We start from the raw sequence: 15745 nt of genomic DNA on the forward strand, positions 1-15745 counted from the left end.
TTTAAGAGCTATTTAAAATCTTGTATGCAGGAGACTGAGTATGTTTCGAGATAATCGTACAAATGAATTAGTTATATTAAAGGAAATTGCAGAAACATTAAATACATCAAATGATACATATCATGTATTGCAAGCTGTCCTAGAGAAATTACTAAGTGTAACAGGTTTAACGACAGGATGGATTTTTCTTGCGGATGAAAATGGGAAGTATACGAAGTTAATTGATTATCAATTACCAGAGGCACTTACATATGAAAATAAACGCCCGATGTGCGAAGGTGAATGTTGGTGTTTACGAGGTTTTGTAGATGGAAAATTAGAGAGAGCCGTTAATATTATTGAATGTAAAAGAATTAATAATGCAATTGAATATAATTGGGGGGATACGGAGGGCATTCTTCATCATGCTACGGTTCCTTTAAAAGCTGGGGGAGAAAAATTTGGGTTGTTAAATGTTGCAAGTCCGGGTAAAACACATTTTTCAGAAGAAGAATTAGTATTACTCCAATCGGTTGCCTTCCAAATTGGTACGGCTTTAAAGCGAACAAAATTATATGAAAATGAAAAGAGAAGAGCACATTATTATGTGAAATTAGAGCGTTTCATTCAAGATTTAAAAACGATTCATAAGTTTAATGTACTACCTGAAAAAGTGGTAAATCACGTAGGTGAAGTATTTCAATGGAATCAAGTAGCGCTTTTTATTAGGGAGGAAAAAGAATTATCTCTGCGAGCGTCTTACGTTCAGGAAGAGTTAAAAGAGGATATAAAAGAGGCGGCCAAGAGGGCGTTAGAACAAGATGAACCAGTTCTAATAAAACATCAAATAGGACATAATGTACATCTAAATCGAGCTGTTATTGCTACACCAATACATATTCAAAACCATATATTTGGTGTTTTATGTGTTAGCCTGAATAATGGAGAGTTTGATGCTAATACAATAGACGTAATTCAAGCATTATCGAACCATGTTTCGTTAATAATAGAGAATTTGAGGTTAAACGAGCAGCGCCGTGAACTTGTGCGAATGGAAGAAAGAAATCGGTTAGCAAGAGATTTACATGATTCTGTTTCGCAAAAATTATTTTCATTAACCTTCATGACAAAAGGCGCCGAGGCAGTTTTAAAAGGTAAAAATGAAAAGGTAGATCAATCTTTGCATGAGATGCGTGAACTTGCGCAAGGAGCTTTGAAAGAAATGAGGACATTAATTTGGCAGCTTCGTCCGGCGGGATTAGAAAAAGGATTATTGCCCGCTCTAAAGCAGTACGGTGAAAATTTGGGACTGAAAATTAGGGAGCAAGTTACGGGTGTTCGTGATTTACCTCGTGTAGTAGAAGAAGTTTTGTGGCGCATAGGCCAAGAAGCACTGAACAATGTAAGTAAGCATGCAGGTATAAAAGAAGCGACGATTTATTTTACAGTGAATGAGAAAAATGTATCATTAGAAATAGTTGATCAAGGAAAGGGATTTGTGGAAAAGAATATAAAAGAAAAGAAATCACTAGGTATGACTACGATGCGTGAAAGAGTAGAATTAGTTGGTGGAACAATTAAAATTGTAAGTAGTAATAAACGAACGAGCGTAAAAGTAAATGTACCATTATGATGTGAAAATGAGGGAAGTTTGTGAAAATAAAAGTATTGTTAGTTGATGATCATACAGTCGTTTTAAAAGGATTAGCATTTTTCTTAAGTACACAGGAAGATTTAGAGTTAGTTGGAGAAGCGAATAATGGGAAAGAAGCGTTAGTGAAAGTAGGAGAAACAACTCCCGATGTTATATTAATGGATTTATACATGCCTGAAATGGATGGTGTTGAGGCGACGGCATATATTAAAAAAGAGTATCCAAATGTGAAAGTAATTGTATTAACTAGCTTTTCTGATCAGGCGCATGTGTTACCTGCATTAAGGGCTGGAGCAAGTGGGTATATTTTAAAAGATGTAGAACCAGATCAGCTTGTTGAGGCTATTCGAAGCGCATATAAAGGTAATATTCAATTACATCCGGATATAGCAAATGCTCTTCTCTCTCAAACATTACCTGTAGAAGAAAAGGAAGAAGAACCTTCTATTCAAGTGGATGTGCTAACAGCGAGAGAAAATGAAGTATTGCAGCTATTAGCGAAAGGGATGAGCAATAAGGAAGTTGCATCTGTTTTAGTTATTACAGAAAAGACGGTTAAGGCGCATGTAAGTAGCATTTTGAGTAAGTTGAATTTATCTGATCGTACGCAAGCGGCATTATATGCAGTGAAAAATGGAATTGTATAAGACGAAAGTCGTAAGACCAAGTTCGCCTTTGGAAGGTGGACTTTTTTTATGGAAAAATACGTCTATGTGAGGACGAAATTGTCATTATATAAAGATAAAATATGTTTGTAAGCAACAAAACAACAATTACAAGGGATACCTTTTTTGAAAGCATATAACAACATAAGAGTGAGTACTAGGAGGAATAAATAATGGCAACAGTTTTATTCGTTAAAGCAAATAACCGTCCAGCGGAACAAGCAGTTAGTGTAAAATTATATGAGGCATTTTTAGCAAACTATAAAGAAGCACACCCAAATGATACAGTAGTAGAACTTGATTTATATAAAGAAGAATTACCATATGTAGGCGTAGATATGATTAATGGTACATTCAAGGTAGGTAAAGGATTTGATTTAACAGAAGAAGAGGCAAAAGCAGTAGCAGTTGCTGATAAGTATTTAAATCAATTCCTAGAAGCTGATAAAGTTGTTTTCGGCTTCCCATTATGGAACTTAACGATTCCAGCAGTATTGCACACATATATTGATTATTTAAACCGTGCTGGTAAAACGTTCAAATATACGCCAGAGGGTCCAGTTGGCCTAATCGGAGATAAGAAGATTGCATTATTAAATGCAAGAGGCGGCGTATATTCAGAAGGTCCAGCAGCTGAGGTAGAAATGGCTGTTAAATATGTAGCAAGTATGATGGGCTTCTTCGGCGCAACAAACATGGAAACAGTAGTTATTGAAGGGCATAACCAATTCCCAGATAAAGCAGAAGAAATCATTGCTGCAGGTCTTGAAGAAGCAGCTAAAGTAGCAAGTAAATTTTAATTAAAAGTATAATCGTCACTCGAAAAAACAGCATTAACATGTAAACGTTAATGCTGTTTTTTTATATTTTTAGTTCATCAGCAAGTTTTTCTAATGTATTTCGATCTTGTATATAATATGTTCGGCCTTCTTTTCTTAAATAATTTTGTTGGCAAAACTGATTTAATACATATAAAAGATGACGGTAGCTGACATTTAAATATTCCGAGGCCTCGGTATGCTTTTCTATATAACAATTATTTTGCTCTGTTAATAAAATAAAAGCAGCTAATCGATTTTCAAAAGGATAACTATAGTTTTTTGCGTAATTTTCAGTGCGAGTAATTGTCTTTTCTCCAATAAATTTACATAAGTGCTGTAAAAACGTTGCATCTTGTAATAAAAGTTGCTGACAATCTTTAAGAGGAAGTGCCAAACACACACAATCTTCTAGTACTTCAACGGACTTAGTAATATTTTCTACTCCTATTAATCCTAATTCCCCGATAAAAGATGGTGCTTGAATAAAATTAATTAATGAAACCTTCCCGTTTTTATGACTCATATATATTTTTGCCTTCCCAGAAATTAAGTAATAGAGATAAGGGAGAGTATTTCCTTCGCTACATATCATCTCTTTCGTTTGAAAAGAATGTAGCTCTACATATGGCAAGACATGAAATGAAAATAGGGTATGGAATTGATGGATTTGCATGTATTGATAAATTTCTTCCTCATTTTTGCTGATTTTCATATTTTCACCCCTATGTATAGTATGAGATATCTCCTATTATCTTTACAAGAAGGAATGATACGATTTATGTAAATTTGTTTTTGTAGAAAAGAGAGTGTGATGAGTTTATGAAAAAATATAAAACATTGCTATTTGATGTAGATGATACATTATTAGATTTCCAAAAGGCTGAAAAAGTGGCTTTACGGGTGCTTTTTGAAGAGAAGGGAATCCCTTTAACAGACGAGATAGAGGCTCGTTATAAAAAAATAAATAAAGGTCTTTGGGATGCTTTTGAAAAAGGTGAACTATCACGCAATGAAGTTGTAAATACACGATTCTCTCTGTTGTTTAAAGAGTATGGAGAAGAAGTAGACGGAATATTATTGGAAAATAATTACCGTAACTACTTAGAAGAAGGAAATCAACTCATGCAAGGTGCGTTTAAATTTATAAATCAAATTCAAGGGGAGTATGAGTTGTATATAGTGACAAATGGTGTTTCTAAGACGCAAGATAAACGTTTGCGTAATGCAGGGTTACATTCATTGTTTAAAGATGTTTTTGTTTCGGAAGATACAGGTTTTCAAAAGCCGATGAAAGAGTATTTTGATTATGTTTTTGAACGGATTCCTAACTTTGCACCTGAAGAAGGGCTGATTATTGGAGATTCATTAAGCGCGGATATTAAAGGTGGATATGTAGCGGGAATTGATACTTGTTGGTTTAATCCAGAAAGGAAATTAAATGATAGTGGGATTATACCGACATATGAAGTGCATAATTTTGAGGAGTTAGAAGCGTTATTAAAGCAGCATGTGTAATAAAAAAATAGGCAGTGGAGCTTTCATCCCCACTGCCTATTTTTATTAATTTTTATTTTCGTTATGTTTTGGCAGCGGAAAGGCATTCCCGATAGCAGCTGCACCAAGCATGGGCAATAGTAAATTAAGCGGGAAAAACATAAGTAATAGTAATGTTATAGCTATTGGCTTTCGTAACGCATAGCTTGAAATTGCTGTCGTTACGATGGCAACAGATGCTACTGGATCTATAGGAAGAATAGATGCTACAGCGTATCCGATACTTGACCCGGAAAATATAATTGGGAAGATATGTCCACCTCGCCACCCTGTGTTCAAACAAACGGCAGTAATGCACAACTTTAAAATCCCTGAAAGAAGTAGTATCCAAAAAGATAAATGGCTCCATTCAACAACTAATTCTTTTAATTGATGTTCCCCTGAAAATAATGTGTACGGAAGAAAAGTTCCCGCAATTCCTAATAAAATACCACCGATAATTCCGAGTGTCAGTTTGTATTCCCTAAAAGGGTGAATTAACTTCTCTAATGTGAATTCTAACTTGAAATAAAAGAAACCAACTATAGCACCGATACTAGCAAGTGGAAGAAATGCGATCCATTCATTGAAAGAAAGTGCACCTTCCCCAAAATCAACAATAAAGGATCCACGATTATCGAGTTTACTCAGTAGTAAATAAACAGAAAAACCTGCGAAAGTAGTAGCTAAGTATACAATCGCCTTTTTTCCTTTAGAAAAAGCAGCAATTTGTTCCCCCTCATTTTCATTTGGTGCTAAATAACCGAATAATGGTGCGTTAAAAATGACACTTAAAGTAGCTCCAATTCCGATCTCGGTTAGCTCATTCATACCCTTTAAGGCAAATTTAAAGCGATCCCCTACCCATGTGCACAGTCCGCCTATAATTCCAACTAGTGCGGCTTCTGGACCAAGACTAGCACCGAAAATTAAAACAATAATCGCTGTTAAAGTAGCCTGATGGACAAAGCGATATTCGATTCGACCAGTTTTTTTATATTCAGCCATCACTTCAGGCATAAGGCGTGGGTATGTACCGAAATGTTTTTGTGATAGACCAACAAGGACCCCGCCAATTATTGTTACGCAAAGGGTGTAATAAGAGGGAAAAGAGAGAACTTCAGGCAAGTATCCCCAAATAAAGTGGATTCCAATATTTATTGTGACTAAAAATAACCAGACTGTAGCTCCTACTATAGATCCTAGAAGAATGCCATATAGAGCAAGTATGTACTGCATATCTTTTTTATTTGTCATGTTATACCTCCGTTATGTAAATCTTAGTAGGTAAAAAAGTGAAATACACTAGTGAAAAATGGATTGAATATATATAGTATCTTTTTGAGAAGATGGCCTATTCAACATATAGGCTAACTTTAGGGGAATTTGAATTTATAGGTTAAATTACTTATTTAATTTTATAGACTGATTTGAGGTTTTTAAAGGTCTTTTTTGAAATAGACTAGAATATATTTCTTTTGTTGCTTTATATGAAACTGTTAACATTTATTTTAGAACATTCAGAAAAAATGTTTGACATTAGGAAATTATTGCTATAAAATCAACGGTAATTGCATAGTCTTATCAAGAAAAGGTGGAGGGACAGGCCCGATGAAACCTTGGCAACAGCCGTATAACGGAATTGTGCCAAATCCTGCAGGTAATAATCCTGAGAGATAAGAAAGAGCCTTTAGAGCGTGTTTTCAAACTGCTCCTTTCTTGTTTTCAGGAAAGGGGCAGTTTTTTATTTTGTATAAAAGAAAGGAGAATGAGAGATGGGAGAATCATGGGGAAAAGGAACAATTTGTGTGCAAGGTGGCTATACGCCAAAAAATGGTGAACCACGTGTTTTACCACTTTATCAAAGTACAACATATAAATACGATACTTCAGATGATTTAGCAGCCCTATTTAACTTAGAGGCAGAAGGATATATTTATACACGTATTGGAAACCCTACTCTAGCCGCATTTGAGCAGAAGTTATCAGATTTAGAAGGCGGTGTAGGAGCTGTTGCAACGGCTTCTGGGCAAGCAGCTATTATGCTCGCAGTTTTAAATATTTGTAGTAGTGGGGATCATTTACTTTGTTCTTCAACGGTTTACGGGGGAACGTTTAATTTATTTGGAGTGAGTTTGCGTAAACTGGGCATTGATGTTACGTTCTTTAATCCAAATTTAACGGCAGATGAAATTACGGCGCTTGCTAATGACAAGACGAAACTTATCTATGCAGAATCGTTAGGAAATCCAGCGATGAATGTTTTAAATTTTAAAGAATTTTCAGCTGCTGCTAAAGAATTAGAGGTACCTTTTATCGTTGATAATACATTAGCAACTCCTTATTTATGCCAGGCGTTTGAACATGGGGCAAATATTATTGTTCATTCTACGACGAAGTATATCGATGGGCATGCGAGCTCCTTAGGCGGTATTGTAATTGACGGTGGAAACTTTGATTGGACAAATGGAAAGTATCCTGAACTTGTTGAACCAGATCCAAGTTATCACGGTGTAAGTTACGTTCAAAACTTTGGTGCAGCAGCGTATATTGTGAAAGCACGTGTTCAGCTATTAAGAGATTATGGAAATTGTATGAGCCCATTCAATGCATATATTAGCAATATTGGCTTAGAAACATTGCATTTACGAATGGAACGTCATAGTGAAAATGCTCTTGCAGTTGCTAAGTGGCTTGCTAATCATGAACGTATTGAATGGGTGAATTATCCGGGCTTAGATAGTAATGAAAATTACTCATTGGCACAACAGTACTTGAAAAAAGGTGCTAGTGGTGTTTTAACTTTCGGTATTAAAGGCGGATTAGAAGCAGCAAAAGAATTTATCGCAAATGTAAAACTAGCAACTCTTGTAACACACGTAGCTGATGCACGAACTTGCGTTATACATCCTGCTAGTACGACGCATAGACAATTAAATGCTGAAGATCAGCGTTTAGCTGGTGTTACATCTGATTTAATTCGTTTATCAGTTGGTATAGAAGATGTTTCTGATATTATTGCAGATTTGGAAGCAGCTCTAGTTGGGGGCAAAACACATGCCGATCATAATTGATAAAGATTTACCGGCTCGCAAAGTGTTACAAAAAGAAAATATTTTTGTAATGACGAAGGAGCGAGCGGAAACACAAGATATACGCGCTTTGAAAATTGCTATATTAAATTTAATGCCAACGAAGCAAGACACAGAGGCGCAATTACTTCGCTTAATTGGAAACACACCGTTACAATTAGATGTTCATTTGCTTCATATGGAATCACATCTATCTCGTAATGTAACGCAAGAACATTTAACAAGCTTTTATAAAACGTTTCGTGATATTGAAAATGAAAAGTTTGATGGGCTCATTATTACAGGAGCGCCAGTGGAGACCCTTGCTTTTGAAGAGGTAGATTATTGGGAAGAGCTTAAACATATTATGGAGTATTCAAAAACGAATGTAACATCTACGCTCCATATTTGCTGGGGAGCACAGGCTGGCTTGTACTATCATTATGGTGTTCCAAAGTATCCCCTTAAGGAAAAAATGTTCGGTGTATTTGAACATGAAGTTTGCGAGCAACATGTGAAATTGTTACAAGGATTTGATGAATTGTTTTTTGCTCCGCATTCTCGTCATACAGAAGTACGAGAGAATGATATTAGAGGAGTGAAAGACTTAACATTGTTAGCAAACTCTGAAGAAGCAGGTGTTCACCTTGTTATTGGGCCAGAAGGAAGGCAAGTGTTTGCCCTTGGACATAGCGAATATAGTTGTGAGACGTTAAAACAAGAATACGAACGAGATCGTGACAAGGGATTAAATATTGATGTGCCAAAAAACTATTTTAAACATAATAATCCAGATGAAAAGCCGCTTGTTAGGTGGAGGAGTCATGGTAATTTATTGTTTTCTAATTGGTTGAATTATTACGTGTATCAAGAAACCCCTTATATATTGTAAAGAAAGATTGTGTAACACGTGGCAACGTTTTCCTTGTAAAGATTAACCTTTATTTTTCCGAATGTTCAAAATACATTGTTTTTCAGATTTTTTACTCATATAATTTCATCTAAACACAATTTTTGAGGGGTGGACAGTACTATGAAAGAAATTCAAGTTGGGTTATTAGGTCTTGGGACAGTTGGCAGTGGTGTGGTTCGTATTATTACGGATCATCAAGAACGACTCATACACCAAGTAGGTTGTCCAGTGAAGGTAACGAAAGTATTAGTGCAAAACATTGAGAAAGAGAGAGAGGTAGAGGTACCTTCTACTCTATTAACACAAGATGCAAATGAAATTTTAGATAATCCAAATATTGATGTTGTCATTGAAGTGATGGGTGGCATTGATGATGCAAAATCATATATTTTACAAGCTTTAAAAAGCGGAAAGCATGTTGTAACTGCAAATAAAGACTTAATGGCATTACATGGAGCTGAATTATTAGCGACAGCAAAAGATAATAAGGCTGATTTATTCTATGAGGCGAGTGTGGCAGGGGGAATTCCAATTTTACGCAGTATCGTAGAAGGACTTTCCTCAGATCTTATTACGAAAGTAATGGGAATTGTAAATGGAACGACAAATTTTATTTTGACGAAAATGTCAGACGAAGGGAGAGCATATAACGACGTGTTAAAAGAAGCCCAACAACTTGGATTTGCAGAAGCAGATCCAACATCAGATGTAGAAGGTTTAGATGCAGCAAGAAAAATGACGATTTTAGCTACTCTCGGTTTCTCTACAAATGTAGAGCTTGGAGACGTGAAAGTAAAAGGGATTACCTCTATTACAGAGGAAGATATTGAATATAGTAAGAGCTTAGGTTATACAATTAAATTAATCGGTCTTGCAAAACGAGATGGTGAAAAATTGGAGGTTACAGTTGAACCAACTTTACTTCCAAATACACATCCTCTTGCGGCAGTACAAAATGAATATAACGCTGTGTATGTGTACGGTGAAGCAGTTGGGGAAACGATGTTTTATGGACCAGGCGCAGGAAGTTTACCAACAGCGACAGCTGTTGTTTCGGATTTAGTTGCTGTAATGCAAAATATTAGATTAGGGGTAACAGGAAATAGTGCTGTAGTCCCACAATATCAAAAAGTATTAAAAGAGCCAGACGAAATTGTCGTGAAAAAGTTTTTAAGACTGCATGTAAAAGACGAAATTGGTGTATTTGCAAAAATTACTTCATTGTTCTCTGAGTGCGGAGTTAGCTTTGAGAAAATTATTCAAATGCCGCTTGAAGAGAAAGGAAAGGCTGAAATTGTAATTGTAACGCATCGTGCGTCTCTTGCTGATTATGATTATATTCTACATACGTTGCAAGGGTATGAAGAAATAGATTGTTTGAAAGCGAACTATCGAATTGAAGGGGATGCTAAGTAGTATCCTTACCATAAAACAGAAAGAGCCTATTAAGCAGCTTGCTTAATAGGCTCTTTTCTATTTAAAATCTGCGTACCAACTTGAATAAATGCTTGGATAATCCAGCCTGTTGTAAAGGATAAGATGATTGTTCCAAAATAGATAGGTCCGTCTAATAAAAAGCTTAACGTTAAAAATAAAAAGGCTAATGAAATCTCTGTTCTTCTAAACGTCCATTTTTTCTTCTCAGCAACCGTTAAAACGAAAGCTTCTTGAGGCGCTGCGCAAAGGTTTGTAGAGACGTAAAGACCAATTCCAGCTCCAACGAATAGATTTCCGCAAATAAGTGTTATATATTTTGGAAGAGAGCGGATAGCGTCCATAATAGTTGTAATGGAACCAATCCAATCAACAAAAAGAGAAATAAGAACCATCGTTACAATTGTACCTATTGTAATTTGTTTTTTATTCCAAAAGAGTACGATAAGTGTAAAGGCAAAGTTAATCATAAAAATCCAAAAACCAATACTTATGCCAAAATTTTGATATAGTGCAATAAAGAAGGAATCATAAGGGCTAAGTCCAAAGGAAGTAATTGTCGTCATCATATTAATACCGATGGCAAGAATGAGTAAACCGCCAATGAAAAATATATATTCTAATTTGAATCGAAGCATAGTTGTATATCCTTTCTAAATGTATTTGCTAGGAAAGGATATATTGTGGAAAGCTTACCAGGTCAAGGGAGAATTTTTGTGAGAAGGGGAAAATGAGATGACAAATATAAGAAAGATTGCTGAACTTGCTGGAGTATCTGTTTCAACTGTTTCACGTGTACTAAATAATCATCCGTACGTAAATGAACAGAAACGAAAAGAAATTTTAGCGATTATAGAAGAATTAAATTACACGCAAAATGTGAATGCAATTCATTTAGTGAAAGGAAAAACGAATGTAATTGGCGTTTTATTGCCACACGTAAATGATCAATATTATAGCGCTATTATCGAGGGGATATCAAAAGAGACAGCAAAGAATAATTATAATATGATGCTTTGCCAGACGAATTATAGCGAAGAAAGAGAACTAGAGATTTTAAATATGTTAAAAATGAAAAAGCTTGATGGGGTTATTATTTGTTCTCGGGCAAATAGTAAGGAGAAGCTTGAAGAATATACAAAATTCGGCCCGATTGTTATGTGTGAAGAAATAGATTCAAAATGCATTTCAAGTGTCCATATCGATTACTACAAAGTATTTTCACTTGGGATGAAAAGCTTAATAGATGCCGGTCATACACATATTGGATATTGTATTGGAAGAAGTAATAGTGTTAATAGCCAAAGACGAAAGAAGGCATATGAAGATTCGCTTCAACAGAGTATCGTAACACCGTTAGAGACCTGGAAATTTGAGGGTTGTTTTACAGTGGAAGATGGACGCAATGTAATTAGAGAATGGGCTCATATGTCAGTAAAACCGACGGCGTTCCTTGTATCTTGTAACCATATTGCAGCGGGGATGGTTACAGAAGCAAAAAAACAAGGAATTCGTATTCCAGAGGATATTACGATTATCGGGTGTGATGATCAAGAGGTGGCAGATATATTGGGTATAACGACGATTTCGCATTCTAGTAAAAACGTTGGAGTAAAAGCGTTTGAATTATTATATGAAAAGATTAATGAAGAGAAATTAGATGTGAAGCATATAGAGTTATTACCAGAGTTAGTAAATAGAGAAACGACGTAATTGAGAAGGTGTGAAAATCGCTTTTCAAAATTTCGTTTGGTATAATTATGGACAATCTATGAGGGCTAAAAGGGGTTTTGATATGAGATCAAAAGTAGTAAAAGTAATTCTACTCATTACAATTGCATCTTTCTGTTTATTTGCATATGGCTTTGTTTCAGGTGTAAATGATGTATTAAATCCGAAAGCTTCAAATTTAATTAAAAAGACCGATGTAGTGGCAAAAGAGAAAAAGAAAACGGGAACGTTACAAATCGTTAGTTTAGGTGATTCATTAACGCGTGGCGTTGGTGATAAAGAAGGAATTGGCTATGTTGGGCGAATGAAAGAGGATTTACAAAAAGATTATAAGCAAAAAATTGCATTAACAAATTTAGCAGTTAGTGGTGCAAAAATGCCCGATTTATTAAAACAAATTGAAAGTAATGGCGCTCAATATTCAATTAAGCAAGCAGATGTAATCGTGTTAACGATTGGTGGGAATGATTTGTTCCCAGGCTGGGAATCGCTTGGGAAAATAGATTTAGAGACGTATCGTCCTGACACAGAAACGTTTCAAAATGAAGCAAAGAAAATTATAGAAGAAATTCGTAAATTAAATACAGATAGTCCGATTTTTTGGCTTGGTTTATACAATCCTTTTGAAGATGTAGAAGATTTAAAAGGGTCTTCAAACATTGTTGTGGACTGGAATGCATCTTTAGAGAAGTTAGCGCTAAACGATAAAAATGTGTATATTACACCGACATTTGATTTATTCCAAAACCGTGGGAAAGATTTATTATACTCTGATCATTTTCATCCGAACGAAGTAGGTTATACGTATATGGCAGAACGTTTAGTTCAAAATGTTGTAAGTAAATTAAAACTAGAACAAGGAGGGGTAAAATGACGACGATACTTTCCGTACGAGATTTGAAGAAGGTAATTGGAAAGAAGACTCTTGTAGAGAATATTTCCTTTGATGTAAAGCAAGGAGAAGTGTTCGGGTTCTTAGGACCAAATGGTGCTGGAAAGACGACTACCATTCGAATGTTAGTCGGATTGATTAAGGCGACAGAAGGTACGATTTCTATTGGTGGTTATTCGATTAAGGAAAATTTCAGAGAAGCGATGCGTCAAATTGGGAGTATCGTTGAAAACCCAGAGTTGTATACATATTTAACGGGATGGGAAAATTTAAAGCAATTTGCTCGTATGTTAGGTGATATATCAGATGAACGTATTATTGAAATTGCTGAAATGGTTCATTTAGATGAAAGAATTCATGACAAGGTAAAAACGTACTCACTTGGTATGAAACAACGCCTTGGAATTGCGCAGGCGCTCCTTGGGAATCCCAAATTGCTCATATTAGATGAGCCAACGAATGGTTTAGATCCAGCAGGGATTAGAGAACTTAGGGAATTTATACATAAGCTTGTAAAAGAAGAAAATATGAGCGTGTTTATTTCAAGTCACTTGCTAAGTGAAGTGCAAATGATATGCGATCGCGTTGCTATTATTCATAAAGGAAAAATGATAACAGTTGCCAAGGTTGAAGAATTAATTAAAACAGCAAGTGATCGTGTAGAATGGATTGTTACACCAATTTCTAAGGCGAAAGATATGCTAGAAGCGGCCGAAGAAGTAAGGGAAGTGAGTGTAGAAGGCGATCGATTACTATGCCGCATGGATATTGCATCTATAAGTAGTTGGAATAAACACTTTGTCGAAAATGAAATAGATGTACATAGCGTTAAGGAGCTTGTATTTACGCTAGAAGATTTATTTATTGAACTCACAAGGGGTGAGCAGCATGCGTGAATTTGCGAATCTAGTTTTAAATGAATCAGAAAAGATTTACCGCAAGAAACGTATTTTTGTTGTCATGCTTATTTTAGCAATCTTGATCCCGCTTTTTGTGTATGCGCAGTATCGTGAAATAGAAACGACACAAAAAAGACTCGGTACAACTGATTGGAAGGTTTCATTGCAACAGCAAATTGTTGATTCTCAGAACCGGTTGAACAATTCTAGGTTGCCAGAAGAATGGCGTGATTGGTTAAAGGTAAGAGTTGAGCAACAACAATATTATTTAGATCATGATATTAATCCGATGGCACCGGGTGCACCGACTTTTGTCAGAGCATTTATTGAACAAGGAATTACATTATTTATTCCGCTTCTTGTAATGATTGTAGCCATTGATATCGTTTCAGGAGAACGAAGTGATGGGACGATGAAGATGTTACTTACGCGGCCAATTCGGCGTTGGAAAATACTCCTTAGTAAATACGTGACGATGTTATTTTTCATTTCGCTCATACTGTTTCTTGTAGGTTTGTTTGCTTACATATTATCAGGGCTTGTATTTGGATACTCGGGATGGAATTTACCTGTTTTAACAGGATTTGTTATTGATAAGGAAACGCTAAATACGAACTTTGTGCATCTTATTCCGCAGTGGCAATACATCTTAATGGCGTATGGACTAGCATGGTTTGTTGCTATCGTTGTCGGAACTATATCATTTATGGTCTCTGTTTTAATTCGTAATACACCAGCTGGTATGGGCGTTATGCTAGCTGCATTAATTGCAGGCGGTATTTTAAGCTCGTTCGCAACATCTTGGGAAGGCGCCAAATATATTTTTAGTGTGAATTTATCATTAACGGATTATTTATCAGGAAAATTACCTGCATTACAAGGTTTATCGATGGGATTTTCTTTGATGAATTTAACTGTTTGGGCAGTTGTTTCTCTTGTTATTTCGTTCGTAGTATTTACAAGACAGGATATGGTGAATTAATTAGACAGGAAGTGACAGTATGGAAAATGTTTTAAAGAATGATTGGGAGCCACTATTGGCACCAGAATTCGAGAAAGAGTATTATCTTACTCTATCCAGTTTTTTGACAGAAGAATACAGCACGCATGTTGTTTATCCGAAGGTAGAAGATATTTTTAACGCTCTTCAGTATACAAGTTATGAAAATACAAAGGTTGTTATTTTAGGACAAGATCCATATCATGGACCGAATCAAGCGCATGGTTTAAGCTTTTCTGTGCAACCTGGTGTTAAAACACCACCGTCATTGTTAAATATGTATAAAGAACTTCGAGATGAATATGGTTATGAAATCCCGAATAACGGTTATTTAGTAAAATGGGCGGAACAAGGAGTATTATTACTAAATACCGTATTAACAGTTCGTCAAGGCGAAGCAAATTCTCATAAGGGAAAAGGATGGGAGCACTTTACAGATCGTGTAATTGAACTGTTGAATGAACGTGAAAAGCCAGTTATTTTCATATTGTGGGGGCGCCATGCGCAGGCGAAGAAGAAGTTAATTACGAATCCGAATCATCATATTATCGAATCTGTACATCCAAGCCCATTATCGGCAAGACGTGGTTTCTTTGGTAGTAAGCCATATTCTAAAGTAAATACGATTTTAGCTAATATGGGCGAAAGAGAAATTGATTGGGAAATTCCAAATTTATAAATAGAAAAGGTAGTTAACAGTCGTTAACTACCTTTTTATTATTATTGTTGCTCGTTCTTTAATTTTGCATCTAGTACAAAAGTGCCAAATGGGATAACTGATGAAACAAATGCTCCAAGTGCCCATAAAATTGATTTACGGTGTACGATTGTTACTTGAATTACTGCAAAGATGAATAGAATAAATAGAACACCATGAGCCATGCCTGTAATTTTAACAGCTGTTGCAAATCCTGCGAAATATTTCAATGGCATTGCTACAAATAATAGTAATAGGAAAGAAATACCCTCAACTAGTCCAATTGCTCTTAATCGTCCGATTGGTGTAGATAACATAAAGTAGCCTCCTTTAACGTATGCTTGTATATAGTAAATTTGTATTCTTTTTCAAAATAAAATAGTCTATTTTGTTTCATTATATACAAAAAGAAAGTTTACACTACGAGAATAGTGCAAAGTTCAAAATATAGTCACA

16 protein-coding genes and 1 riboswitch are annotated in these 15745 nt (G+C 35.5%); of the genes, 12 read left to right on the forward strand and 4 right to left on the reverse strand.

Going from position 1 to position 15745, the window contains the following annotated elements; translation table 11 throughout:
• The first annotated feature begins 40 nt into the window (after nucleotides 1-40).
• From B9A45_RS02130 to B9A45_RS02140, 3 genes are all read left to right on the forward strand, one after another.
• Nucleotides 41-1612, forward strand: coding sequence for a GAF domain-containing sensor histidine kinase (locus tag B9A45_RS02130; RefSeq protein ID WP_053513768.1), 1572 nt, complete (start codon nucleotides 41-43; stop codon nucleotides 1610-1612).
• 20 nt (nucleotides 1613-1632) lie between these two features.
• On the forward strand, nucleotides 1633-2280 hold the full coding sequence (locus tag B9A45_RS02135) for a response regulator (protein WP_000695813.1): 648 nt from the start codon (nucleotides 1633-1635) through the stop codon (nucleotides 2278-2280).
• A gap of 191 nt (nucleotides 2281-2471) precedes the next feature.
• A complete protein-coding gene (locus B9A45_RS02140; RefSeq protein WP_000246735.1) occupies nucleotides 2472-3098 on the forward strand; it encodes an FMN-dependent NADH-azoreductase in 627 nt (208 codons plus the stop codon).
• 61 nt (nucleotides 3099-3159) lie between these two features.
• On the opposite strand, the gene B9A45_RS02145 is transcribed toward B9A45_RS02140, so the two are convergent.
• Complete coding sequence (locus B9A45_RS02145) at nucleotides 3160-3831, reverse strand: transcriptional regulator YeiL (protein WP_000703312.1); 672 nt, start codon at nucleotides 3829-3831, stop codon at nucleotides 3160-3162.
• A 107-nt stretch (nucleotides 3832-3938) separates the two neighbouring features.
• On the opposite strand from B9A45_RS02145, the gene B9A45_RS02150 reads away from it, so the two are divergent.
• The gene (locus B9A45_RS02150; protein ID WP_053513769.1) at nucleotides 3939-4634 is read left to right on the forward strand and encodes a YjjG family noncanonical pyrimidine nucleotidase; all 696 of its coding nucleotides are present in this window, start codon (nucleotides 3939-3941) and stop codon (nucleotides 4632-4634) included.
• 45 nt (nucleotides 4635-4679) lie between these two features.
• On the opposite strand, the gene B9A45_RS02155 is transcribed toward B9A45_RS02150, so the two are convergent.
• Nucleotides 4680-5909, reverse strand: coding sequence for a chloride channel protein (locus tag B9A45_RS02155; RefSeq protein ID WP_000182464.1), 1230 nt, complete (start codon nucleotides 5907-5909; stop codon nucleotides 4680-4682).
• Nucleotides 5910-6230: 321 nt separating this feature from the next.
• A riboswitch (SAM riboswitch) is annotated at nucleotides 6231-6335 on the forward strand.
• 92 nt (nucleotides 6336-6427) lie between these two features.
• Between B9A45_RS02155 and B9A45_RS02160 the strand changes: the two genes are divergently transcribed.
• The 3 genes from B9A45_RS02160 (at nucleotide 6428) to B9A45_RS02170 (ending at nucleotide 10052) form a co-directional block, all read left to right on the forward strand.
• Complete coding sequence (locus tag B9A45_RS02160) at nucleotides 6428-7726, forward strand: bifunctional O-acetylhomoserine aminocarboxypropyltransferase/cysteine synthase (protein WP_000504780.1); 1299 nt, start codon at nucleotides 6428-6430, stop codon at nucleotides 7724-7726.
• Entirely contained in the window at nucleotides 7710-8615 is a 906-nt protein-coding gene (metA, locus tag B9A45_RS02165) for a homoserine O-acetyltransferase MetA (protein ID WP_001121538.1), read from the forward strand. Before B9A45_RS02160 ends, metA begins: the two co-directional genes overlap by 17 nt.
• A 141-nt stretch (nucleotides 8616-8756) precedes the next feature.
• Nucleotides 8757-10052, forward strand: coding sequence for a homoserine dehydrogenase (locus B9A45_RS02170; RefSeq protein WP_016111042.1), 1296 nt, complete (start codon nucleotides 8757-8759; stop codon nucleotides 10050-10052).
• Between the two features lie 29 nt (nucleotides 10053-10081).
• On the opposite strand, the gene B9A45_RS02175 is transcribed toward B9A45_RS02170, so the two are convergent.
• Entirely contained in the window at nucleotides 10082-10708 is a 627-nt protein-coding gene (locus B9A45_RS02175) for a YczE/YyaS/YitT family protein (protein ID WP_000943411.1), read from the reverse strand.
• A gap of 97 nt (nucleotides 10709-10805) precedes the next feature.
• On the opposite strand from B9A45_RS02175, the gene B9A45_RS02180 reads away from it, so the two are divergent.
• The 5 genes from B9A45_RS02180 to B9A45_RS02200 are packed head-to-tail and all read left to right on the forward strand — an operon-like array spanning nucleotide 10806 to nucleotide 15271.
• Complete coding sequence (locus B9A45_RS02180; protein ID WP_000181959.1) at nucleotides 10806-11783, forward strand: LacI family DNA-binding transcriptional regulator; 978 nt, start codon at nucleotides 10806-10808, stop codon at nucleotides 11781-11783.
• A 10-nt stretch (nucleotides 11784-11793) separates the two neighbouring features.
• Nucleotides 11794-12675, forward strand: coding sequence for an SGNH/GDSL hydrolase family protein (locus tag B9A45_RS02185; RefSeq protein ID WP_002022849.1), 882 nt, complete (start codon nucleotides 11794-11796; stop codon nucleotides 12673-12675).
• Complete coding sequence (locus B9A45_RS02190; protein WP_000207719.1) at nucleotides 12672-13589, forward strand: ABC transporter ATP-binding protein; 918 nt, start codon at nucleotides 12672-12674, stop codon at nucleotides 13587-13589. The genes B9A45_RS02185 and B9A45_RS02190 overlap by 4 nt, the downstream gene beginning before the upstream one ends.
• Nucleotides 13582-14574, forward strand: coding sequence for an ABC transporter permease subunit (locus tag B9A45_RS02195; protein WP_001206477.1), 993 nt, complete (start codon nucleotides 13582-13584; stop codon nucleotides 14572-14574). The genes B9A45_RS02190 and B9A45_RS02195 overlap by 8 nt, the downstream gene beginning before the upstream one ends.
• Before the next feature lie 19 nt (nucleotides 14575-14593).
• Nucleotides 14594-15271: a uracil-DNA glycosylase gene (locus B9A45_RS02200; protein ID WP_000432520.1), complete on the forward strand. Its 678-nt coding sequence runs from the start codon at nucleotides 14594-14596 to the stop codon at nucleotides 15269-15271.
• A 41-nt stretch (nucleotides 15272-15312) separates the two neighbouring features.
• Here B9A45_RS02200 and B9A45_RS02205 read toward each other — a convergent pair whose 3' ends face one another.
• Nucleotides 15313-15606 (reverse strand): DUF3817 domain-containing protein, encoded by a 294-nt coding sequence (locus B9A45_RS02205; RefSeq protein ID WP_000953396.1) that lies wholly within the window; start codon nucleotides 15604-15606, stop codon nucleotides 15313-15315.
• Nucleotides 15607-15745: the final 139 nt, after the last annotated feature.

The organism is Bacillus sp. JKS001846, from assembly GCF_900176455.1.
In the GTDB taxonomy this organism is placed as follows: Bacteria; Bacillota; Bacilli; order Bacillales; family Bacillaceae_G; genus Bacillus_A; species Bacillus_A cereus.

What these genes read in the sequence shown, in the direction of transcription:
- B9A45_RS02195 (WP_001206477.1), top strand. Translation starts at nt 13,582, where the DNA reads ATGCGTGAATTTGCGAATCTAGTTTTAAATGAATCAGAAAAGATTTAC.
- B9A45_RS02200 (WP_000432520.1), top strand. Translation starts at nt 14,594, where the DNA reads ATGGAAAATGTTTTAAAGAATGATTGGGAGCCACTATTGGCACCAGAA.
- B9A45_RS02190 (WP_000207719.1), top strand. Translation starts at nt 12,672, where the DNA reads ATGACGACGATACTTTCCGTACGAGATTTGAAGAAGGTAATTGGAAAG.
- B9A45_RS02160 (WP_000504780.1), top strand. Translation starts at nt 6,428, where the DNA reads ATGGGAGAATCATGGGGAAAAGGAACAATTTGTGTGCAAGGTGGCTAT.
- metA (WP_001121538.1), top strand. Translation starts at nt 7,710, where the DNA reads ATGCCGATCATAATTGATAAAGATTTACCGGCTCGCAAAGTGTTACAA.
- B9A45_RS02175 (WP_000943411.1), bottom strand. Translation starts at nt 10,708, where the DNA reads ATGCTTCGATTCAAATTAGAATATATATTTTTCATTGGCGGTTTACTC.
- B9A45_RS02145 (WP_000703312.1), bottom strand. Translation starts at nt 3,831, where the DNA reads ATGAAAATCAGCAAAAATGAGGAAGAAATTTATCAATACATGCAAATC.
- B9A45_RS02180 (WP_000181959.1), top strand. Translation starts at nt 10,806, where the DNA reads ATGACAAATATAAGAAAGATTGCTGAACTTGCTGGAGTATCTGTTTCA.
- B9A45_RS02130 (WP_053513768.1), top strand. Translation starts at nt 41, where the DNA reads ATGTTTCGAGATAATCGTACAAATGAATTAGTTATATTAAAGGAAATT.
- B9A45_RS02205 (WP_000953396.1), bottom strand. Translation starts at nt 15,606, where the DNA reads ATGTTATCTACACCAATCGGACGATTAAGAGCAATTGGACTAGTTGAG.
- B9A45_RS02155 (WP_000182464.1), bottom strand. Translation starts at nt 5,909, where the DNA reads ATGACAAATAAAAAAGATATGCAGTACATACTTGCTCTATATGGCATT.
- B9A45_RS02170 (WP_016111042.1), top strand. Translation starts at nt 8,757, where the DNA reads ATGAAAGAAATTCAAGTTGGGTTATTAGGTCTTGGGACAGTTGGCAGT.
- B9A45_RS02150 (WP_053513769.1), top strand. Translation starts at nt 3,939, where the DNA reads ATGAAAAAATATAAAACATTGCTATTTGATGTAGATGATACATTATTA.
- B9A45_RS02140 (WP_000246735.1), top strand. Translation starts at nt 2,472, where the DNA reads ATGGCAACAGTTTTATTCGTTAAAGCAAATAACCGTCCAGCGGAACAA.